We start from the raw sequence: 21,664 nt of genomic DNA on the forward strand, positions 1-21,664 counted from the left end.
AGACGACCATGGGCTTCCCTACGCGTCTTTGGGGATGATCCGCCATGGCCCACGCACTGGCCCGCCGCACCGAGGACGCCGAGCGCGCCCTGGCCACCACCGACGGGCAGCCATCGAAGGACGGCGCGCTGCTCACCGCGCGACTGGAACGCCGCTATGCCGACCGCATCACCGGCAGCTTCACCCTGCCCGGGCGCGAGGGCCGCTATGCGCCGATCCCCGAGGACGTGCCGCCCGCGTTGGCGCAAGCCCTGCGCGCACGCGGCATCGAGCAGCTCTACGCGCACCAGGCCGAGGCGTGGTCGGCCAGCCAGCGTGGCGCGCATGTGGCCATCGTCACCCCCACCGCCAGCGGCAAGTCGCTGTGCTACACGCTCCCCGTGGTGAGCGCGGCGATGACGGCCAAGGCCAAGGCGTTGTATCTGTTCCCGACCAAGGCGCTGGCCCAGGACCAGGTGGCCGAGCTGCTGGAACTCAATCGCGCCGGCGAGCTAGGGGTCAAGGCCTTCACCTTCGACGGCGACACACCAGGCGATGCGCGCCAGGCGATCCGCCTGCATGGCGACATCGTGGTGAGCAATCCGGACATGCTGCACCAGGCGATCCTGCCGCATCACACCAAGTGGGCGCAGTTCTTCGAGAACCTGCGCTACGTGGTGATCGACGAGATCCACACCTATCGCGGTGTGTTCGGCAGCCATGTCACCAACGTGCTGCGCCGGCTCAAGCGCATCTGCGCGTTCTACGGCGCCAACCCGCAATTCATCCTGTGCTCGGCCACCATCGGCAATCCGCAGGCGCATGCCGAGGCGCTGATCGAGGACCGCGTGCACGCCATCACCGAGTCGGGCGCGCCCACTGGCGACAAGCACGTCCTGCTGTGGAACCCGCCGGTGGTCAATGCCGACCTGGGCCTGCGCGCCTCGGCGCGCTCGCAGGCCAACCGCATCGCGCGCATTGCGATCAAGTCGGGCCTGAAGACGCTGGTGTTCGCGCAGAGCCGGCTGATGGTGGAAGTGCTGACCAAGTACCTGAAGGACATCTTCGACCACGACCCGCGCAAAGCTCCACGCATCCGCGCCTATCGCGGCGGCTATCTGCCGACCGAGCGCCGCGAGGCCGAGCGCGCCATGCGCGCGGGCACCATCGACGGCATCGTCAGCACCTCGGCGCTGGAGCTGGGCGTGGATATCGGCAGCCTGGATGTGGTGATCCTCAATGGGTATCCGGGCAGCGTGGCCGCGACGTGGCAGCGCTTCGGCCGGGCCGGCCGGCGCCAGCAGCCATCGCTGGGCGTACTGGTGGCCAGTAGCCAGCCGCTGGACCAGTACGTGGTGCGACATCCGGACTTCTTCGCCGATGCACCGCCCGAGCATGCGCGCACCGCGCCGGACCAGCCGCTGATCCTGTTCGACCACATCCGCTGCGCGGCGTTCGAGCTGCCGTTCAATGCGGGCGAGCCATTCGGTCCGGTCGATCCGTTGGTGTACCTGGAAGCCCTGGCCGAAAGCGAGGTGGTGCACCAGGAAGGCGATCGCTGGGAGTGGATCGCCGACAGCTATCCGGCCAACGCGGTGAGCCTGCGCTCGGTGGCCGACGGCAACTTCGTGGTGGTCGACAAGACCGACGGCAAGCAGACCATCATCGCCGAGGTGGACTATTCGGCCGCGGCGCTGACCCTGTACGAAGGCGCCATCCACATGGTCCAGTCCACGCCCTACCAGGTGGAGCGGTTGGACTGGGACGGGCGCAAGGCCTACGTCACCCGCACCCACGTGGACTACTACACCGACAGCATCGACTATACCAAGCTGAAAGTGCTGGAGCGCTTCGACGGCGGGCCGGCGGGACGCGGCGATGCGCATCACGGCGAGGTGCACGTGGTGCGGCGCGTGAGCGGCTACAAGAAGATCCGTTACTACACCCACGAGAACATCGGCTACGGCCCGGTCAACCTGCCCGACCAGGAATTGCACACCACCGCGCTGTGGTGGCAGCTGCCGCAGGCGACGCTGGGCAAGGCGTTCGCCAGCAAGCAGGATGCGCTGGATGGGTTCCTAGGGGCTTCGTATGCGCTGCACGTGGTCGCCACGGTGGCGGTGATGGCCGATGCCCGTGATCTGCAAAAGGCTGTGGGCAACGGCGATGGCGCGTGGTTCGCGATGGCCGACCAGACCGGCCGCGGGCAACTGCGCGGCGTGGACGGGCAGGAAGGCACGGTGGAGCTGGAGCAGGCCTTCGTGCCCACCGTGTATCTCTATGACAACTTTCCCGGTGGCGTGGGCCTGAGCGAGCCGCTGTGGCTGCGGCAGGGCGAACTGGTGCAGCGCGCGGGCGAGCTGGTGCAGCGCTGCGACTGCAAGGCCGGTTGCCCGGCCTGCGTCGGCCCGGTGCTGGCCGCGCACGAGGACGCCAAGGGTGCCTCGCCCAAGACGCTGGCGCTGAAGGTGCTGGCGCTGCTGTCGGACCTGGACGCCGATGTGCAGCATGGCGAGGCCTTCGACGGCCAGCCAGTGTTCGCACCGCTCGATCCGGCGCTGCACGCGCTGGAAGACGATCGCGCGGCGCTGGAGACGCTGCCGTGATTCCGGCACGCGATCCAGCCTGCATGCGTGGGAGCCGCCATGGCGGCGATCGGGCTTTCCCGGCCAAGCCATCGCGGCCATGGCCGCTCCCACACCACACCGGGCCGCGCCCATGAGCATGAGCCTGGACAAGCTACGAGCGCTGCGCAAACAGGCGGGCGACAGGACCGTGCGCGAGGCGCCTGTGGCGCAGTCTTCGACTCAGGCACCTGCCGCGTCGGCTGCACCGGTGTCTGCCGGGGTTGCCAACGCCCAGGCGGTGCAGCCATCGCGGCGCCCGCAGCAGGCAGCCCTCAACCAAACGAACCAACATCTCTCCCACCAGCTGTCGGATGGCGATCCAGGTCGGCCAGCCACAGCTACCACGCATGTGAGGGAGCCGCACGACCACAGCGCGGACGTGGCCAAGCCGCAGCGCGCGCGTTCGGTCCTGGACTGGATGGATGCACCGTCCGGTCCCGCCGCCAACGAAGCGCCACGTGGCAGTCTGCAGCCGCGCAACGTGGACGCGCTGCGCAAGCTGATCGCCACACGAGAACGCAGGCCCGGCGCCGCGTCTGTCCCGGCACGCAAACCCGCCTCGCTGGATCGCCAGCTGCCCGGCCGCGAAACCTCGCCGGGCCTGCACCTGATCGAGGCCTTCCTGCCGCAGGCCATCCCGCGCGCTGCGCTGTCGCTGGCCTTCGCGCGGCGCCACGAGGACGCGGTGCCGCCGCGTGACCTGCTGTTCTTCGATACCGAGACCACGGGACTGGCCGGGGGCACCGGCACGCGCGCCTTCATGATCGGCGCGGCCGACTGGCACGTGCAGGCCGACGGCGCCGAAGGCCTGCGCATCCGCCAGCTGATGATGTCCACGATGGCGGCCGAAGGCCCGATGCTGCGCACCTTCGCCGAGTGGCTGTCGCCGCGGACCGTGCTGTGCAGCTACAACGGGCGCAGCTACGACGCACCGCTGCTCAAGGCCCGCTACCGGCTGGCGCGCCAGGTCGAACCGCTGTCGGCGCTGGACCACGTGGACCTGCTGCACCCCACGCGCCGCCGGTATCGCGGCACCTGGGAGAACTGCAAGCTGTCCACCATCGAACGCCAGCTGCTGCGCATCGTGCGCGAAGACGACCTGCCAGGTTCCGAAGCGCCTGCCGCGTGGCTGTCCTACCTACGCGGCGGCAGCGCCCGCAACCTGCGCCGCGTGGCCGAGCACAACCACCAGGACGTGGTCACGCTGGCACAGCTCCTCCAGCGCCTGGTCCAGGCCGAGGAAGACGACCGGGAGGTGCTGGTGTTCGAGGAAGCGCCGTAGCCAAGACCGCGTGGCGGGTTGCCTCAGTGATCGTCAGGATCGCACCAGGAGCTTGGACGGCACGCCGCCGCCTCGTGAACGGCGTTGGCCCGCCTGATGCTCCTCAGCGCGACAGCGCGCCCATGGACTCGGCCTGCACCTGCGGCGGCTGCGCAAGGCCTTGCCGCATGGCCCGCTGCTGCGCGGCCTGGGTAAAGGACTGTTCGACCGGTGCCTGGACCGCTTCCTCCGTGGACACGGAGGTCCGCAGGTGCGCGGGGTCGGTTGGCGTGCCCTGCACGGCGAACACGCGCTCGCCGGCACGCGTTTGCGTGCCCTCGACGCTGAGATGGACGCCATCGACCCGGGTCATGCCGGACTCGACGGCCTTGGCGTAGAGGCTGGCGCTCATGCGCTCGCTGGCCGCGTCCGGGGTGCGCCCCAGGCTTGCGTCCAGCTGCGCCACGTGACCCCGGATCTGCTGGAACATCGGGTCCAGGCGCAGCGCCGCGTGCGCTGGCACCGGCACGACAGCAGGCTGCACCACGCCGCCGACCGGCTGCGACGCCTCCCGGCCGTGCCCGAACACATCGCCGATGCCATGTACGACGTTGCGAGGCAGCGCCAGGCCCTGATGCACCAGATGGATGTCGTTGCGGTACTTGTCCACCATCGGCTGATACTCGGCGTAGCGCGCCGCGTTGTCGGCGTTGATGATCGAACCGCCGCCTTCGGGATTGTGGGGCAAAAAGTTGCTGCTGTAGTGCGCGGCGATTCCGACGCCGAACGCCACCCCGAAGGGATTGCGCAGATCGGTCAGCACGCGATGATCATTTGCATAGCCATGCTCCTTGAGCGCGGCGATGTCCTGCTCGGTCGCGTAGGTTCTGACATCGCCATAGTGCGCGCTGGCCGCGCTCACGAAATCGGTCGCACGCACGTGGTTGATGACGTCTTGCCCGCCTTCCGGGATGTGCAGGGTTAGCCCAGCTGCGCCATATGCGTCGAAGGTTTCGCCCTTGAGTCCGTACTCGTACGCAGTGATCTGGGCGAGCGTTCCGCCGAGGGAGTGGCCAACTACGATGGGAGGAGACGTCTCGTAGCCGTGACGGCCCAGGCGCTCATATTCACGCATCGCCGATTCGGTGAAAGCTTTTGCGTCTTCTGCCTGGCTGTTGACGCCCGCCAACACCATGCCGCCGTCCGCCAACACACCATCCTTGACCAGTTGTCGGTCAAATTCCGTCCCACGATGCGCGACGACAAGCTCGCCCGTGTCGATATTTTTATAGAGCGTTCCCTGGTATCCGCTCGGGCGCGACACCTGGTTGACAATTACGTACTTGACACCATCGGCATCAACGCCTTCCTCCCACTTATCGCGCGGGTGGAATTCGTAGGCATCCGCTGCCAGTACAGCTCTCGCTTCCGTCGAGACCGTCATGATGCTTCCTAATTGATGGAAATACTCATCACAAAGAGTTTGTCGCGCGCTTCAGGCTTGAATTTCTCAGGCGAGTCGACACCAGGGAACGCGATGCCTTCGGAACTCGTGTCGTTGTAGGCGCTCCGGGGGAAATAGGCGGGCACCTGCGTAGCGTGCTGAAGATCTTCGTGCCAAAGGTGGTACGAAAAACTTGGGTCGCTCTCTTGAAGGCTCTTAAGAAGCTTGAACTGCACCGTCACCAGCGACCAGTGGCAGACGCCGAGGCCGTAGTAGTCCTCGTCCTTCAACAAGCCGTCGTAGATCGTGCCGCGATAGGTGCCGTCGGCCTGCTTGTGCAGCTCGACGGGGATCCACTCCAGCAGGCTGGCGCGGGTGCCGGCCATGCCGCCGAGGTCAGGACGGCAGCTCGGCTCCAGCACCTCGTACTGCATCGCGGCCTTGACCACCTCGAATGGCCCCGGCGCGTCCTTGATGGCGAGGGTCACCTCATAGGCGGTGGGATGGGGGTTGCGCTGGATGACCGGCTTTGGCGGCTGGTTGTCCTTGACGTCCACGTGGGTGCGCGGGACTTGGCTGTGCATGGGCGTGGATCCACAGGCGGTGGCGGCGAGCGCCAGGATGAGGCCGGGCGCGATGACCGATGCGGATTTCATGGGCAGCGTCCTTGGCGAGGAGAAGATCGGCCGGCTCCCAGCAGGCCTGCCCCGATCTAACCCGAATTCGCGACTGGGATCAACGCGCCAAGGCACGGCACTGCCCGATCTGCGTCATCCATCGCAAAGGGCGCGGACGGTCGCGCGAGAAAGGTCCGCTCCGATTCCGGAGCGACCGGATCCCCGCGTCACGTCGCCAAGCGCGCGGGGAAACAAAGCGATCGAGGTCTGCAGATCAGCCGTCGATGCGCTGGGCCAGGCCGCTGCGCATGGCGCGCTCGAGGACGGCCTCGGCATCCTTGGCCGCCTGCTCGCTGAGCTCGGCCTGTTGCCTGCCCAGCTCGGCCTGTTGCACGCCCAGTTCGGCCTGCTCCCGCGCCAAGGCCTCGATCTTTGCCGTCAAGCCGCTGCGCTGCATGGCCTCGGTCGCCCGCTCTGTTGCGGCGCGCGCGGCGTCCGCCGCTTGGCGTGCGATCGCTTCGTCCTGCGCGGCGCCGTGGCTGGCCTGCATCGCAATGCGCGCTTCCTCGGTCGCCTTGCGTGCGATCTCGCGGCCCATGGCCACCATCTGCCGGCTCAGCTCCCCCTGCTCACGTCCCAGTGCGCCCTGCTGGCGGCCGAGCTCGCCCTGTTGTGCGCCCAGGCGCTTGCTGGGTTCGTGCAGCGTGCGCAGGCGGTCAACCGTGGCGGCGTCCTTGATGACGTACTGCGCGCCATCGCGCTCGAACCACACCGTATTGCTGCCCTTGTCCGGGATATGCAGGCCGGTGATGGAGGTGGCCGGTGGCGCGGGCGCGGCCGGCGGCACCGGAGGTGCGGGCGGCGCCGGAGGCGGCGGTGGGACGCGCTTGCTCTTGTTGGCCGGTGGTGGCGGAAAGGTGGGCTTTGCCGGCAACGCGGCAGGCGGTGGGGGCGGTGCATCCGGTGCGGATGCGGCCGCTTGTGCGGGATCGACCTGTTGCGGAGCGGCGACCAGGCGCAGCGGGGTCACGCCCGCCACGGCGACCACGGCCAGGATCAAGCCCGCGCCCAGACGCGGGAAGGTGCGGGTGTTCTGCAGCATGAGCAGTCTCCGTTTGAGGGTGATGAAGGACGGGGAGGCGCTGGCCAGGCCGACGCCTGGCTTCGGCGCGACACCGAGACGGACCAGCAGGCGGCCGTAGTCGCCGCGGCAATGGCGATTGCCAGCCACCACCGCGGCATCGACGGCGGCCTCGCGGGCCACGCCGTATTCGCGCAGTGCGACATGCACCAGCGGATGGAACCAGGCCACGTGCTGGGCCAGCGCGGGCAGCAGGCCCCACCACAGGTCGCGACGACGCAGATGGACCAGTTCGTGGGTGAGCGCCATGTCCAGGTCGTCGTCGCCGATGCGGGCCGCTTCGCTTGCCGGCAGCAACAGCACGGGACGCAAAACGCCCACCAGCTGCGGCGAGGTGATGTGATGGGACAGGCGCAGCGGCGGGGCTTCGCGCAGGCCATGTGCTTCAGCCGCCAGGCGCAATGCACCGACCAGCGTGGCGTCATCGCACGCACGCGAGGACCGCACCAGCGCGCGGCTGGCACGCCAGTCCAGCAGGGTGCGCAAGGCCATCACGCCGATCCCGGCGATCCACAACGCCAGCAGCGCCGTCTGCCAGGTCGGCAGCGTCCACAGCGGCGCGGCGCCCGATGCGAGCGCCAGCGGCGCGGCGGCTTCGGTGGCGGTGACGAAGGTGGCAGGCGCCTCCGCGACGGGTGCGGCGGCGGGCAGCCACGGCAGTTCCAGCGGGGCGGCGACCAGGCCGATCACGACCTGCAGGGCCACCGTCCACCACAGCCAGCACTGCGTGGACGCCGGCAGGCGCGGCAGCGCGCGGCACAGCGCCCATACCAACGCCACCAGCAGTGCGGTCTGCACACTGGTCGTGGCCAGGCGGGTGATCAATTCCGAAGCGAAGGCGTCCACGCTCAGCCCTCCTTGCGCTGCGACTGCAGCTTGGAGACCAGGGCTTCGAGCTCGGCCAGCTCGTCGTCGCTGACCTCGCTGCGCTGGGACATCCAGGCCACGAAGGGCGATACCGAGCCCTGCAGTGTCTTTTCCACGAAGCTGGCCACCGCGCCCTGGACCACATCATCCTGACCGGCCGTGGCGACATAGCGGTACACGCCCCCGACCTGCTTGCGGCTCAGGTAAGCCTTGGTACGCAGGCGCTCCATCATGGTCAGCACGGTCGAGCGCGCCAGCCCGCGCGCCTCGCCGAAGCCGGCCGCCACCTCACCCACCGTCGCCTCGCCCCGCTCCCCGATGTACTGAAGCAGGGCCAGTTCCTGGTCCCCGATGCTCTTGCGGCGCATGGCCGTCTCCTTTGACTACATTTGTAGTCAAAGCTAGTCGTGACGACACCTGTAGTCAAGCATGCCGAAGGTCATTGCCGACGAGCGGTGGAGAGATCTCCCTGCGCTCGGGAAGAAGCCATAGGCGAAGCGACTTCCCGGAGGAATGCGAGCCTCCCACAACATCAATGCGGCGAAAATTCAGGGTCCATCTTCTCGCTAGCAACCGCCTTCCAATCGTTATTAGGCTCGGCTTAATGCCATGCGCCTTCTGAGCGAGGGCGCGCTGCGTGAAACCTGCGGTAGGCCAGGGTCATCGCTGCGGGCCTGCAGGATCATGCCGCGCGCATGGCCGCGCTACTGGCGTAGCGCCGGCAGACGCGGCGACACGCGTGAGGCGGGTGCCGTGGGTACGCGCTTAGGGTGTCCAGCCGCCACCGATGGCCTTGTACAGCGCCACCGCGTCCTGCGACAGCGTGGCTTGGGTGTCCAGCGCGTTTTGCCGCGCGTCGAGCAGGCTGAGGGTCTCCACCAGGGCGTCGCGCTTGGCCGAGGTGCCCAGCGCCAGGCCCTGTTGACGGCGCTGCCAGCTGCCGCGGCGATCGTCTTCCATGCGGCGCGCGCAGAGGGCCTGGCGCTCCTGGTGCTGGTAGTCGGACAGCGCGTCCTCGGTGTCCTGCAACGCGGTCAGCACACTCTGCCGGTAGCGCGCCACGGTGCCGTCGTAGGCGGCCTGTGCCTGGGCCACCTGGGCGCGGCGTGCGCCGCCATCGAACAGTGTCGCCAGCAGCTGGCCGCCGACCGACCAAGTGCGCAGCGGCGCGTCGAACAAGTCGTCGACATTGGCGCCGACATAGCCCCCGCTCGCCGACAGTCCCAGGCTGGGAAAGTACGCCGCTCTGGCCACGCCGATCTGCGCATTGGCGGCGCGGACCTGCTCCTCGGCCGCGCGCACGTCCGGGCGGCGGCGCAGCAGATCCGCCGGCAGCACCGTCGGCGGAGCCGGCGCGGCGAAGACGTAGCCCTGTATTGCCTCCACGGTGAAGCCGGCCGGTGCCTGCCCGGTCAGCACGGCCAGCGCATGCAGCGCCTTGGCCCGCGCCGCGCGGGTGGCCTCGCGCGCGAGCGTGCTGGCATCGACGTTGTTGCGGGCCTGGACGATGTCATCGGGCGAGGCGGCGCCCAGCCGGTGCGCGGCCTCGGTCATCTGAAGCAGCGCGGCGTTGGCCTGGACCTGCTCGTCCAGCAGCGCAAGCTGGGCATCGGCCTGGCGCAGTGACAGATAGGTACTGGCGACGCTGGCGGCGATGCTCAGGCACTGCGCGCGAAGGTCTTCGGCCGAGGCCTGGGCCTGGGCGCCCTGCGCTTCCACCGCGCGCCGGGTGCGGCCCCACAGGTCCAGCTCCCAGCTCAGCGTCGCCTGCGCCTGGGCAGTGTCGCGGGGGCGGCCGTCGGCCAATTCGTCCAGGCCCTGGGCGGCGACACTGTTCTCGCTGCGGCCCTGGGTCACGCCCACGCTGGCCTGCGGCCGGGCGGCGCCGCGCGCCTGGGTGATGGCCGCCTGCGCCTGACGCCAGGCGGCGTCCGCCGTGGCGATGGACAGGTTCGCCTGCTGCGCCCGCTGCTGCAGGGCGTCGAGCACCGGGTCGTGCCAGGCCTGCCACCAGGCGGCGCCAGACCAATCGGCGGCAGGCGCCTGGGTGCGATTCCACACCGTGTCGCCCTCGGTGAACTGCGCCGGCACCGGCATGGTGGGGCGCACGTAGTCCGGGCCGGCCATGCAGCCGGCGAGCGTGAGCGGGAGCAGCACGCAGACGAGCAGGCGCCCGCGTGATCGGGGGAGTCGGGTCATGGCGTGACCTCATGGCGAGGGTGTCGGCCGAAGCGATCCATCAGCACGTAGATCGCCGGCGTGGAATACAGGGTGAGCAGCTGGCTGAGCATCAGCCCGCCGATGATGGCCGTGCCCAGCGGGCGCCGGAATTCGGAGCCGTAGCCGCTGCCCAGCACCAGCGGCACTGCGCCCAGCAGCGCGGCCAGGGTGGTCATCATGATCGGGCGCAGGCGCACCAGGCTGGCGCGCAGGATGGCCTGGTGCGCAGTGAGGTGTTCGGCCCGCTCCACCTGCAGGGCGAAGTCGATCATCAGGATCGCGTTCTTCTTGACGACGCCGATCAACAAAATCACGCCGATCAAGGCAATGATGCTGAACTCGAACCCGCACACCGCCAGCGCCAGCAGCGCGCCGATGCCGGCCGAGGGCAGCGTGGACAGGATGGTCAGCGGATGGCGCAAGCTCTCGTAGAGCATGCCCAGCACGATGTAGACCGCCACCAGCGCGGCGAGGATCAGCAACGGCATCGTCCGGGCCGTGTCCTTGAACGCCTTGGCGTTGCCAGCGGGCGCGGCGGTGACCCCTGCGGGCAGGTGCAGCTGGGCCACGGCCTGCTCCACCGCCTTCTGTGCCGGGCCGAGCGAGGCGCCGGGACTGAGGTTGTAAGACAGCGTCACCGCCGGGACCTGCCCCTGGTGCGACTGCGAGATGCTGGTCCTGCGCGTGTCCCAGCGCGATACGGCCGACAGCGGCACCAGCGCGCCATCGGCGGCGGTGACGTGCAGCTGGTCCAGGGTGGCCGCCTTGCCGGCCTGCGCCGGGTCCAGGCCCATGACCACGTGGTATTGGTTCATCTCGCGGTACATGGTGGACACCCTGCGCTGGCCGAAGGCGTCGTACAGCGCCTGGTCGATGGCCTGCATCGATAGGCCAAGGCGCGCGGCGCCGGCGCGGTCGACCTGCACCTGTGCCTTGAGGCCGCCGTCCATGAGGTCAGAGCTGACATCGGTGATCAGGCCGACGCTGCGCATCGCGGCCTCCACCTTCGGTGCGGCAGCTTCCAGCGCGGCGCGGTCGTCGCCGGACAGCGTGTACTGGTACTGCCCGGCAGCCTGGCGCCCGCCCACGCCGATGTCCTGCACCGCCTGCAGGGTGACCTGCATGCCGGCCTCGTCGGCGAAGGCATGCCGCAGCTGGTCGACCACCTCATCGGCGCTGTCCTGGCGCGCATCGCCGAGCGGCTTGAGGGTCACGTACAGCGCACCGGTGTTAGAGGCGGTTCCGCCAGTCGCACCGATCACACCGATCACCTGGTCGACGTTGGGGTTGCGGCGCAGGGTCTGGACCAGGCCGGTGAAGCGCTGGCGCATCGGGGCGAAGGCGATGTCCTGCGGCCCGTAGACCTGGCCCAGCAGCAGCCCGGTGTCCTGCTGGGGGAAGAAGCCCTTGGGCATCAGAGCGAATACCGCCAGCCCCAGCACCACCACCCCGGCCGTGGCCCAGGCCATCGACCATGGACGCTGCAGCGTCCAGCGCAGGGTGCGCCCATAGAAGCCGTCGGGCGAGGCGCCCTGGCCGTCCGCGTGCGCATTGCCGGCCCCGGGCCGCAGCAGCATGCGGCTCATCATCGGGGTGATGGTCAGCGACACCGCCATCGACACCAGCACCGCTGCGGCCAAGGTCACCGAGAACTCGCGGAACAGCCGCCCCACCAGCCCGGACATCAGCAATAGCGGAATGAACACCGCCACCAGCGAGATGCTGATGGAGAACACGGTAAAGCCCACCTCGCGCGCACCATCCAGCGCGGCCTGCACGCGCGACTTGCCCATTTGCAGGTGCCGCATGATGTTCTCCACCACCACGATGGCATCATCGACCACGAAGCCCGCCGCGACGATCAGTGCCATCAGCGAGAGGATGTTCATGCTGTAACCCAGCGCCCACATCACCGCGAAGGTGCCCAGCAGCGACAGCGGCACGGCCACCGCCGGCACCAGCGTGGCGCGCCAGTCGCGGAAGAACGCCGCGGTCACTGCGATCACCAGCAGCACCGACACCAGCAGGGTCAGCTCCACCTCGTGCAGCGAGGCGCGGATGGTCTGGGTGCGGTCCAGCATCACCTCCAGCCGCATGGTCGCCGGCAGCGCGGCGCGCAGCTCGGGCAGCAGCGCGCGCACGCGGTCAACGGTGTCCACCACGTTCGCGCCGGGACGCTTGCTGATGATCAGGGCCACGCCGGGCTTGCCGTTCATGACACCGTAGCTGCGCGTGTTCTCGGTCGAATCGGTGACCGCCGCCAGCTCGGACAGGCGGGTGACCGCGCCGTCGTGGTCGCGCACCACCAGATCGCGGTAGGCGGCGGCCTGCTGCAGGCCATCGTTGGCCGCCAGCGCGTAATCGGCATCGCCCACCTGCACGTTGCCTTTGGCGCCGCGCGCATTGGCCCCACCCAGCAGCTGGCGGATCTGGTCCAGACCGATGCCGTGCTGGTTCAGGCGCTGGCCGTCCAGTTCCACACGCACCGCCGGCAGGGCGCCGCCGCCGACCTGCACGTCGCCCACGCCCTCGCTCTGCAGGAGCTTCTGCTGCAGTACGGTGGAGGCCGCGTCGTACAGGCTGGCGGTGTCCTCGGTCTGCGAGGTCAAGGCCAGGGCCATTACCGGGGCTTGGGCCGGGTTGACCTTGCGGTAAGTGGGCACGCCATCCATGTCGTCGGGCAGGCGACTGAGCGCGGCGTTGATCGCGGCCTGCACATCGCGCGCGGCGCCGTCCACGTCGCGCGCCAAGTCGAACTGGATCACGATGCGCACCGAGCCGGTGTAGCTGACCGAGGTCATGTCGGTGATACCGGCGATCGAAGTGAACTGGCGCTCCAGCGGCGTAGCCACCGCAGTGGCCACGGTCTGCGGATCGGCGCCGGGCAGGTTGGCGGTCACCTGGACGGTGGGGAATTCCACATCCGGTAACGAGGCCACCGGCAGCAAGCGGAATGCCAGTAACCCCAACAGGGTGATGCCGATGGCCAACAGCGTGGTGGCCACCGGGCGCCGCACGAACGGGCCGGACAGGTCGCGGGCCATGGCGTCAGATCCGCCTGGCCAGCGCCTGTTCGACCGGGCGCAGCAGCAGGTAGATGACCGGCGTGGAGAACAGCGTCAGCAGCTGGCTGACGATCAGCCCGCCGATGATGGCCAGGCCCAGCGGGTGGCGCAGCTCGGCGCCCATGCCACTGCCGAAGGCCAGCGGCACCGCGCCCAACAGCGCGGCCAGGGTAGTCATCAGGATCGGACGGAAGCGCTGTTCACAGGCGCGGCGGATGGCCTCGATGCCGTCCAGTCCCTCCTCGCGCTCCAGCTCCAGGGCGAAGTCGATCATCATGATCGCGTTCTTCATCACCATGCCGACCAGCAGCACCACGCCGATAGTGCCGATCACGTCGAACTGCAGACCGCCGATCCACAGCGCGGCCAGCGCGCCCAGCACCGCCGAGGGCAGCGTGGACAGGATGGTCAGCGGGTGGATGAAGCTTTCGTACAACATGCCCAGCACCAGGTAGACCACCAGCACCGCGGCCAGCATCAGCACCGCCTGGCCGGACATGGCGCCGGACAAGCTGCCCGCCGCACCCTCAAGATGCGGTGTGATCGAGTCCGGTAGTCCGATGTCGTGTTCCAGCCGGGACAGTGTGTCCACCGCATCGCCCAGGGACACGCCCGGGGCCAGGTTGAAGCCGATATTGGCGTAGGGGAACTGGCCCTGCCGTTCCAGCGTCACCGGCGCGGCCTGCACGCGTAGCGTCGCCAGGGTGGACAGCACGATGGGTGTGCCATTGGCGCCCGGCACGTGGATGCGGTCCAGCACCTCTTGCACATCGCGCAGGCCGCCGCTGGCGGCCAGCACCACGTGGTACTGGCTCAGGTCGGTGTAGAGGGTGGAGACCTGGCTCTGCCCGTAAGCCGCGTACAGCGCCTGGTCGATGCTGCGCATGCTCACGCCCAGGCGCGAGGCCGCCACGCGGTCTACGTCCAGGCGCGCTTCAAGGCCGCGTCGCATGGCCTGACTCTCGACGCTGGCGAAGGCGGGGTCGGTGCGCATCGCCGCCATCAGCCTGGGCGTCCACTGCGCCAGCGCGGTACGGTCGGTGGATTCCAGGCCCATCGCATAGGGCAATGCGGAGGACTGGGTGTCCAGGGTGAGGTCCTGCACCGGACGCAGCTGCAGCCCCAGGCCGGCCTGACGCGCCCTGGCCGACAGCCGCGCGATGACCTCGGCGCTGCCCTCGCCCCCGGGCTTGAGCGCCACCAGCAGCGGCACGGTGCCCAGCGTGGTGTTGGTCTGGTCCACCCCGGCGCTGATGGACACGTGGTCCACGGCCGGGTCGGCGGCGACCAGCCGGGCCGCGGCCTCCTGGCGCTGCTGGATGCGCGCAAAGGCGCTGCCGGCATCGACCTGCACCGCGCCCTGCAGCATGCCGGTGTCCTGTACCGGGAACAGCCCCTTGGGCAACCCCCACAACAGCGCAGCGGTCAGCAAGGTGGCGACCGCCACCGCCAGCATCACCGCAGCCCGCCGATGCAGCAGGCGCTCGAGCAGGCGCGCGTAGCCGCGCTGAAGCCGCACGAAGAACGCATGCTGGTCGGGCTCGGCCTCGGGCTGGAGCAGGCGCGCGCACAGCATCGGCACCAGGGTCAGGGTGACGCCGGCCGAGACCACGACCGCCACCGACAGGGTCACGGCGAACTCGCGAAACAGTCGCCCGACCACGTCACCCATGAACAGCAGCGGGATCATCACCGCGATCAGCGCCGCCGACAGCGACACGATGGTGAAGCCTACCTGCCCGGCGCCTTCCAGCGCGGCTTGCATGCGCGGCTTGCCCAGCGACATGTGGCGGCTGACGTTTTCGATCATCACGATGGCGTCGTCGACCAGGAAGCCGGTGGCCACCGTCAGCGCCATCAGGGTGAGGTTGTTGAGGCTGAAGCCCAGCGTGTAGATCACCGCCAGGGTGCCCACCAGCGACAGTGGCACGGCGATGCCCGGGATCAGCGTGGCCGGCCAGTTGCGCAGGAACACCCAGATCACCGCCACCACCAGCACGATGGCGATGCCCAATTCGACCTGCACGTCGTGCACCGAGCTGCGAATGGTCTCGGTGCGGTCGCCGAGCACGGTCAGGTGGACCGAGGCCGGCAGCGCGGCCGACAGCGCCGGCAACGCGGCGCGGATGCCGTCCACGGTCTGGATGACATTGGCCCCGGGCTGGCGCTGGATGCTGATCAGGATCGCCGGCGTGGTGCCGGCAAAGGCGGACTGGCGCGTGTTCTCCGCGCCGGTGACGATATCGGCCACCTGGCCCAGGGTGAGCGGGGCGCCATGCGTCCAGGCCAGCACCAGGGCCGCGTAGTCGCGCGGGTCCTCGAGCTGGTCATTGGCGCCGATGGCATAGGCCACCTGCGGGCCGTCGAGGGTGCCCTTGGGCATGTTGACGTTGGCGGCGGCCAGTGCGCTGTCGACATCGGCCAGGCTCAGGCCATGCGCCGCCAGCTTGCGCGTATCCACGGTGACCCGCACCGCCGGGCGCTGGCCGCCGCTGACGGTGACCAGGCCCACGCCGGTCATCTGCGAGACCTTCTGCGAGATGCGGGTCTCGGCCAGCTGCTGCACCCGGGTCAACGGCAGGATGTCGGAGGTCATCGACAGGGTCAGCACGGCGGTGTCGGCCGGATTGACCTTGCTGTAGACCGGCGGATACGGCAGGTCGTCCGGCAGCCGCGCCTTGGCCGCGTTGATCGCCGCCTGCACGTCCTGCTCGACCTCATCCAGCGAGGTGCTAAGACCGAACTGCAGGGTGATCACCGAGGCGCCGTTGGCGCTGGTCGAGCGCATCTTCTCCAGGCCGGCGATCTGCCCGAGCTGGCGCTCCAGCGGCGCGGTCAGGGTGTCGGCGGTGACGTCCGGGCCGGCGCCGGGATACTCGGTGTAGACCTGCAGCGTGGGGTAATCCACTTCGGGCAGGGCCGAGATGGGCAGGCTGCGGTAGCCGATCAGGCCAGCGACCAGCACGCCGACCATCAGCAGCGCGGTCGCCAACGGTCGGCCGATGAAGACACGAGACAGGTTCATGGGCAGGCCGCTCAGCGCCCGGCGTCGGCCGGCGCGGTGTCCACCGGTGCGTCGCTGACCACGCGCACGGCAACACCGTCCTCAAGCGCATCGACACCCTCGACGACCACCTGTGCCTTGGCATCCAGGCCGTCGCCGCTGACCACGCCCACCCCATCCAGGCTGGGGCCGGTCTGCACCGGCTGCAGGTGCGCCTTGCCCTCGCGCACGGTGAACACGTACGCGCCCTGCGTGCCCTGGCGGATCGCCGGCAGCGGCACCACCAGCGCGTCATCCAGCATCCGCGCATGCAGGCGCGCACTGACGAACTGGTTGGGGAACAGCGCACCGGCAGCATCGTCGAAGCGCGCCCGCAGCATCACCGTGCCGGTAGCTTCATCCACGCGGTTGTCGATGGCCTGCAGCGTGCCGCTGGCCAGCACATCGCCGCCATCACGCGCCAGGGCGTCCACGGTGACCTCGCCTGCCTTGCGCGCGGCCACCACCTGGGCCAGCTGCGCCACCGGCACGGCGAACTTGACCGTGGTCGGCGTGGTGCTGGCCAGGGTCACCAAGCCATCGGCATCGCCCGGGCTGACCAGGTTGCCAGCATCGACCTGGCGCAGGCCGGCGATGCCGTCGATGGGCGCGGTAATACGCGTGTAGCCCAGCTGCACGCGCAGCTGGCCCGCGCTGCCGGTATCGGCCTCGACCACGCCCTGGGCCTGCTTGACCGCGGTGTCCTGCGCATCGAGCTGCTGGCGCGAGGCCGAGCCGATGTCCACCAGCGCGCGGGTACGTTCCAGCTCGCGGCGCGCGTTGGCCAGCTGCGCCCGATCGCGTGCCAGCGCGCCTTCGGCAGCTTGCAGCTGGGCGCGCAGCTCGCGATCGTCGATAGTGGCCAGCAGGTCGCCGCGTTGCACGGGTTGGCCTTCGCGGAATTCGACCGTGGCCAGCGTGCCCTGCACCTGGGTGCGTACGGTGACCATCGACGCCGGTACCACCGTGCCCACCGCGTCGAGGTAAACCGGCATGTCGCGCACCTGCGGGGTGCGGGTACGCACCACCCGTGGCTGGGCGGCCTGGTCGTCCTGTTGCCCGTGATGGCGCGTCAGGGCGACCACGATCATCAGCAGGACACCGGCGAGCAATGCAGGCAGCGCCAAGCGGCGCCAGCGGGACGTCTTCAAGAAGTTCACCGAGGGAGGCAGTGAGGGTGGCACCGGTCGACTCATGCGCCGCCGGACGGGCCTCGCGTTCCGACGAGGCCGGGCGCATGGTAGGCAGGCACGCACGCCGGTCCGCTTCAAACTGCACCGACTTTGTAACAAGCGGTAACAGCAAAAGCCGCTGCCGTGCGCGCAAACCCCCGTGGCGGCGGGATTTGCGCGATACGCGGGATTTTTCCCGGCATTCGGGCCGGTTGCGTAGCGGCGGCGCGACGAAAAGAATGCCGCCCAATCCACGCGCCGGAGCTCACGTGAAAGACAGGTCCTCCCGCATCCTGATCGTCGACGACGACCTGGAACTGCGCGACATGCTGCGCCGTTATCTCACCGAGCACGGTTTCGAAGTGCAGGCGCTGGCCTCGGCCAGCAAATTGGACGAACGCCTGCGCCGCGAGCCCTACGATGCCCTGGTGCTGGACCTGATGATGCCCGGCGAAGACGGGCTGTCGGTGTTGCGCCGGCTGCGCGCCGAAGGCAGCACCCTGCCGATCCTGATGCTGACCGCGCGCGGGGCGGCGGTGGACCGCATCGTCGGCCTGGAGATGGGCGCCGACGACTACCTGGCCAAGCCGTTCGATCCACGCGAGCTCATCGCCCGGCTCAAGTCGGCCCTGCGCCGTCAGTCGATGAGCGCCGGCGAAGGCCATTGGACGGGCAGCAACGTCATGCGCTTTGGCCCCTACACCCTCAACCTGACCCGCATGGAAGTGCTCAACGGCGATGCGTCGGTGCCGCTGTCGAGTACCGAGTTCCAGCTGTTGCGCGTGCTGGCGGCTAGCCCGGGCCTGCCGCTGAGCCGCGAGCACCTGCTGGACCGCCTGCGCGGGCGCGAATACGAGGCGCTGGATCGCAGCCTTGACGTGCAGGTGATGCGCCTGCGCCGCAAGATCGAAGTGGATCCGTCCAACCCACGCTTCGTGCGCACGGTGTGGGGCGTGGGCTACATGTTCGTCCCCGATTCGGCCGAATGAAGCGCTTCTGGCCACGCTCGCTGCTGGCGCGCAACGTCGTGCTGCTGATGGCGCTGACGGTGACCCTGGTGGTGTCGACCTTCGCGGTGTTCTACCACCTGGTGCAGCGCCCGCGCGCCGAGGGGCTGGCGCAGTTGGTGGTCTCGCAGATCAGCACCCAGCGCATCGTGCTATCCAGTCTCTCGCCCGAGGCGCGGCGCGCGGCGATCGCGCGGATCAACGCCGAGGGCCCACTGCGCATCACCGAGGCGCCGACGCAGCCTGGACCCGCCACGCAGCTCGATGGCGGACCATGGATGCAGGACTTCCTGAGGGAGCTCAAGGCCCGGCTGCCGGCGGACAGCCAGCCGATGGTCAACGCCGACGGGCAGGTCTTCATGCGCGTCAGCCTGGGAGCGCGGACCTATCACGTCACTGTGCCGCTGCACACGCAGCTTCGCAACCGCGCCATGACCGTGGCGGTCACGGTGTCGGCCATCGTCGCCGGCCTGAGCCTGTTGGCCGCCTGGTTGATCCAGCGCCGCATCAATCGTCCGCTGCGCCAACTGCAACGCGCCGCGCGCGCGGTCGGTAGCGGGCGCGCGCCGGAGCGATTGGACGAGGACGGGCCCTCGGAGCTGTCGGCCGTGGCACGCCAGTTCAACTGGATGGCCGAGAATCTGGAGCGCAACGACAGCATGCGCGCGCTGATGCTGGCCGGCATCTCGCACGACATCCGCACGCCGCTGACCAAGCTGCGCTTGGCCCTGGCGCTAGGCCGGCTCGACGAGCAGCGCGCCGGCGTCTACATCCAGCAGATCGACCGGATCCTCACCAAGTTCCTGGACTTCGGCCGCACCGAAGGCGACGAGGCGCCCGCGCCGGTAGAGGTCAACACCCTGATCCGGCAGCTGGCCGCCGAGTTCGAGGACAGCGGCAGCTGGTTCGCGCTGTACCTGGATGATGCAGTGGGCACGGTGCCCATGCGCGCCCTGGCCCTGCAGCGCGCGGTGGCCAACCTGATGGAGAACGCCGCGCGCTACGGCAGGCAGGGTCTGACCGTGGAGACCCAGCGCCGCGGCCAGCAGCTCTCGATCTGCGTGGGTGATCGCGGACCGGGCATTCCCGCCGATCAGGTCGAGCACCTGCTGCGCCCGTTCACCCGAGCCGATGCGGCGCGTTCGGGCGGTGGCGGCACTGGCCTGGGGCTGGCCATCGTCGATCGCCTGGCGCGCGTGCACGGCGGCCGCCTGCGCCTGGACAGCCCGCACGAGGGCGGGCTGCGCGCCACCTTGCTGCTGCCCATCGAGACGCCCGGCAGCTGAAGCGGCGCTGTCGACGCAGGCCCACTGTCAGGGTTTGAAACATCCTCCCTACCCGGCGCAACACCTGGCGCCCGGGCGGTTCCTAGCATGACTTCACCGCGCCGGAATCGTACCGGCCGGACTTCATGAACCCCCGGAGGAACCCGATGCGAACACTCGTCATGACCGCCCTGCTGGTCCTGCCCACCCTGGCCCTGGCTGCACCGCAAAGCGGTGGCCGCGCCCAGCAGGCCGCCCAGCAGCTCGAAGCGCGCTTCAACCAGGCCGACGCCGACCACGACGGCAAGCTGACCCAGGCCGAAGCCGAGCGAGGCATGCCGCGCCTGGCCAAGAATTTTTCCAAGATCGACCAGGCCGGCAACGGCTACGTGACCCTCGAGCAGATCAAGGCGTTCTCCCAGCAGGCCATGGGCGGCCGTTGAGCCGCACCCTCCCCCACGTCTCCCTTCTCCCTGCCCGCCGGGCCAACAGGCACCACCGGACCCCCTCCACCGGCGGGCAGGGACCTTCTTTCGCGAGATCCGCCATGGCTTCCCTGACTGCCTCGTCCACCCTGCTGGCGCTGGTCACCCTGGCTACCCCGGCGCTGGCCGCCGATGACGTCCCCCCTTCGGCAGCCGACGACACGGCCGCCCACGGCCTGGTCGGCCTGGGTGTGGCGTCCATCCCCGACACGCCCGGCGGCGACGACCAACGCACCGTCATCCTGCCGGTCCTCAACGTGCGCTTCACCCAGGTCCCTTTCTACCTGGGCAATCCCTTTGGCGGCACGCCGTTGCAGGCGGGGATGGCCCTGCCCGTCGGCGCGCACTGGACCTTCGGCGCGGCGCTGTCCGCGCAGGCCAACGATCCGCGCGAGGCGACCGATGCCCAGCGCGCGGCCGGCGTGGAGGACATCGACCGCGCGGGCATGGGCTCGGTCTTCGCCCGCTGGGCGGCTGACGGGTTCTCGGCCACACTCACCGCCACCCGATCGATGGGTGACAGCGACCAGGGCAAGACCGCCACCCTGCGCCTGCAGCGCACCTTTCAGCCGAACCCACGCCTGCGCCTGACCCTCGGGCCGTCGGCCACCTGGTCCGATGGAGAACACATGCGCACTTGGTATGGCGTGCCCACCGGCAGCGCCCGCTATGCGGCCTACGACCCGGCAGGCGGCCTGGAGGAGATCGCGCTGAACCTGGGCGCCAGCATCGCCCTGAGTCCGCAGTGGATCGTCGGCTCCGGCCTGCAGCTGGCGCAGCTCCATGGCCACGCGCGCGACAGTCCCCTGGTCGAAGACGACACCCCGGTGCGCATGTCGCTGTTCGTCGCGCGTCGGTTCTGAATCCGCGCGCGGAGTTGCCCACCTCCCGTGCACTTTCGCCTCGTCGAAGGAGCCTTCTCGTGCAACGCCATCGTTTCGTTCTCCTGCTCATCGCGGCCGGTCTGGTCCTGGGGACCACCGGCGCCGCGCAGGCCACCACCGTGGTCACCGCCACCCGGGTCAACCTGCGCGCCGGTCCGGCCACCACGTATCCGCTGGTCGTGGCCATGCCGGCCCAGGTCACCCTGGTCACCTATGGCTGCACGCCGGGCTACACCTGGTGCGACGTCGCCTGGGGCGGTCATCGAGGCTGGGTGTCGGCGACCTACATCCGCGTGGTCCAGGCGCAGCGCCTGGTGGTCCTCACGCCAGTGCTGGCCCCCAGCATCGGCCTGACCGTCGTGCATTTCGACCATGGCTACTGGGAGCGCCACTACGTGGGCCGTCCCTGGTATCCGCACTGGCCAAGCGAGCCCTCAGTCACCGTGGTCCACCGTGGCGCAACGGCCTGCAATGACCAGGGCTGTGCCCACACCGGCCGAACCGTGGTCAGACCCGCCGAGCCCGCGCACCGCAGCACCACCGCGTGCAATGGACACGGCTGCGTGCGGGTGGACCGCTCGCGCTGA

The 21,664-nt window shown here is 69.4% G+C and carries 15 protein-coding genes; 7 read left to right on the plus strand and 8 right to left on the minus strand.

Annotation, left to right across the window (positions count from 1 at the left end; genetic code table 11):
• Positions 1–44 precede the first annotated feature (44 nt).
• Together ACORQU_RS06625 and ACORQU_RS06630 are read left to right on the plus strand one after the other, a co-directional pair.
• Complete coding sequence (locus tag ACORQU_RS06625) at positions 45–2,585, plus strand: DEAD/DEAH box helicase (RefSeq protein WP_491644021.1); 2,541 nt, start codon at positions 45–47, stop codon at positions 2,583–2,585.
• Between the two features lie 112 nt (positions 2,586–2,697).
• A complete protein-coding gene (locus ACORQU_RS06630; protein ID WP_491644022.1) occupies positions 2,698–3,888 on the plus strand; it encodes a ribonuclease H-like domain-containing protein in 1,191 nt (396 codons plus the stop codon).
• A gap of 103 nt (positions 3,889–3,991) precedes the next feature.
• Here ACORQU_RS06630 and ACORQU_RS06635 read toward each other — a convergent pair whose 3' ends face one another.
• The 8 genes from ACORQU_RS06635 to ACORQU_RS06670 all read right to left on the minus strand — a co-directional run bounded on the left by ACORQU_RS06635 (position 3,992) and on the right by ACORQU_RS06670 (position 17,415).
• Positions 3,992–5,311, minus strand: coding sequence for an XVIPCD domain-containing protein (locus ACORQU_RS06635; RefSeq protein ID WP_491644024.1), 1,320 nt, complete (start codon positions 5,309–5,311; stop codon positions 3,992–3,994).
• Positions 5,312–5,319: 8 nt separating this feature from the next.
• Complete coding sequence (locus ACORQU_RS06640) at positions 5,320–5,967, minus strand: hypothetical protein (RefSeq protein ID WP_491644026.1); 648 nt, start codon at positions 5,965–5,967, stop codon at positions 5,320–5,322.
• Between the two features lie 235 nt (positions 5,968–6,202).
• On the minus strand, positions 6,203–7,915 hold the full coding sequence (locus tag ACORQU_RS06645; RefSeq protein WP_491644028.1) for a M56 family metallopeptidase: 1,713 nt from the start codon (positions 7,913–7,915) through the stop codon (positions 6,203–6,205).
• A gap of 2 nt (positions 7,916–7,917) precedes the next feature.
• The gene (locus ACORQU_RS06650; protein ID WP_491644030.1) at positions 7,918–8,304 is read right to left on the minus strand and encodes a BlaI/MecI/CopY family transcriptional regulator; all 387 of its coding nucleotides are present in this window, start codon (positions 8,302–8,304) and stop codon (positions 7,918–7,920) included.
• A 397-nt stretch (positions 8,305–8,701) separates the two neighbouring features.
• Entirely contained in the window at positions 8,702–10,135 is a 1,434-nt protein-coding gene (locus tag ACORQU_RS06655) for an efflux transporter outer membrane subunit (protein ID WP_491644031.1), read from the minus strand.
• Positions 10,132–13,200: an efflux RND transporter permease subunit gene (locus ACORQU_RS06660; RefSeq protein ID WP_491644033.1), complete on the minus strand. Its 3,069-nt coding sequence runs from the start codon at positions 13,198–13,200 to the stop codon at positions 10,132–10,134. The genes ACORQU_RS06655 and ACORQU_RS06660 overlap by 4 nt, the downstream gene beginning before the upstream one ends.
• A gap of 4 nt (positions 13,201–13,204) precedes the next feature.
• A complete protein-coding gene (locus tag ACORQU_RS06665; RefSeq protein WP_491644035.1) occupies positions 13,205–16,246 on the minus strand; it encodes an efflux RND transporter permease subunit in 3,042 nt (1,013 codons plus the stop codon).
• Positions 16,247–16,257: 11 nt separating this feature from the next.
• Positions 16,258–17,415, minus strand: coding sequence for an efflux RND transporter periplasmic adaptor subunit (locus ACORQU_RS06670; protein WP_491644037.1), 1,158 nt, complete (start codon positions 17,413–17,415; stop codon positions 16,258–16,260).
• A 290-nt stretch (positions 17,416–17,705) separates the two neighbouring features.
• On the opposite strand from ACORQU_RS06670, the gene ACORQU_RS06675 reads away from it, so the two are divergent.
• From ACORQU_RS06675 to ACORQU_RS06695, 5 genes are all read left to right on the plus strand, one after another.
• Positions 17,706–18,425, plus strand: coding sequence for a response regulator (locus ACORQU_RS06675; RefSeq protein ID WP_491644038.1), 720 nt, complete (start codon positions 17,706–17,708; stop codon positions 18,423–18,425).
• The gene (locus tag ACORQU_RS06680) at positions 18,422–19,729 is read left to right on the plus strand and encodes an ATP-binding protein (protein WP_271648127.1); all 1,308 of its coding nucleotides are present in this window, start codon (positions 18,422–18,424) and stop codon (positions 19,727–19,729) included. Before ACORQU_RS06675 ends, ACORQU_RS06680 begins: the two co-directional genes overlap by 4 nt.
• Before the next feature lie 146 nt (positions 19,730–19,875).
• Positions 19,876–20,151, plus strand: a complete 276-nt coding sequence (locus ACORQU_RS06685) for an EF-hand domain-containing protein (RefSeq protein ID WP_491644040.1) — start codon at positions 19,876–19,878, stop codon at positions 20,149–20,151.
• 104 nt (positions 20,152–20,255) lie between these two features.
• Positions 20,256–21,056, plus strand: coding sequence for a MipA/OmpV family protein (locus ACORQU_RS06690; RefSeq protein WP_271648125.1), 801 nt, complete (start codon positions 20,256–20,258; stop codon positions 21,054–21,056).
• A gap of 59 nt (positions 21,057–21,115) precedes the next feature.
• Positions 21,116–21,664 carry an SH3 domain-containing protein gene (locus ACORQU_RS06695; protein WP_491644042.1) on the plus strand — a complete coding sequence of 183 codons (549 nt, stop codon included), beginning with the start codon at positions 21,116–21,118 and terminating at the stop codon, positions 21,662–21,664.

It is taken from the genome of Pseudoxanthomonas sp. JC1303, assembly GCF_058448525.1.

Bases quoted from the DNA above. Each gene is read 5' to 3' on its own strand.
- ACORQU_RS06665 (WP_491644035.1), bottom strand. From the start codon at position 16,246: ATGAACCTGTCTCGTGTCTTCATCGGCCGACCGTTGGCGACCGCGCTG.
- ACORQU_RS06625 (WP_491644021.1), top strand. From the start codon at position 45: ATGGCCCACGCACTGGCCCGCCGCACCGAGGACGCCGAGCGCGCCCTG.
- ACORQU_RS06685 (WP_491644040.1), top strand. From the start codon at position 19,876: ATGCGAACACTCGTCATGACCGCCCTGCTGGTCCTGCCCACCCTGGCC.
- ACORQU_RS06680 (WP_271648127.1), top strand. From the start codon at position 18,422: ATGAAGCGCTTCTGGCCACGCTCGCTGCTGGCGCGCAACGTCGTGCTG.
- ACORQU_RS06630 (WP_491644022.1), top strand. From the start codon at position 2,698: ATGAGCATGAGCCTGGACAAGCTACGAGCGCTGCGCAAACAGGCGGGC.
- ACORQU_RS06635 (WP_491644024.1), bottom strand. From the start codon at position 5,311: ATGACGGTCTCGACGGAAGCGAGAGCTGTACTGGCAGCGGATGCCTAC.
- ACORQU_RS06690 (WP_271648125.1), top strand. From the start codon at position 20,256: ATGGCTTCCCTGACTGCCTCGTCCACCCTGCTGGCGCTGGTCACCCTG.
- ACORQU_RS06660 (WP_491644033.1), bottom strand. From the start codon at position 13,200: ATGGCCCGCGACCTGTCCGGCCCGTTCGTGCGGCGCCCGGTGGCCACC.
- ACORQU_RS06655 (WP_491644031.1), bottom strand. From the start codon at position 10,135: ATGACCCGACTCCCCCGATCACGCGGGCGCCTGCTCGTCTGCGTGCTG.
- ACORQU_RS06650 (WP_491644030.1), bottom strand. From the start codon at position 8,304: ATGCGCCGCAAGAGCATCGGGGACCAGGAACTGGCCCTGCTTCAGTAC.
- ACORQU_RS06640 (WP_491644026.1), bottom strand. From the start codon at position 5,967: ATGAAATCCGCATCGGTCATCGCGCCCGGCCTCATCCTGGCGCTCGCC.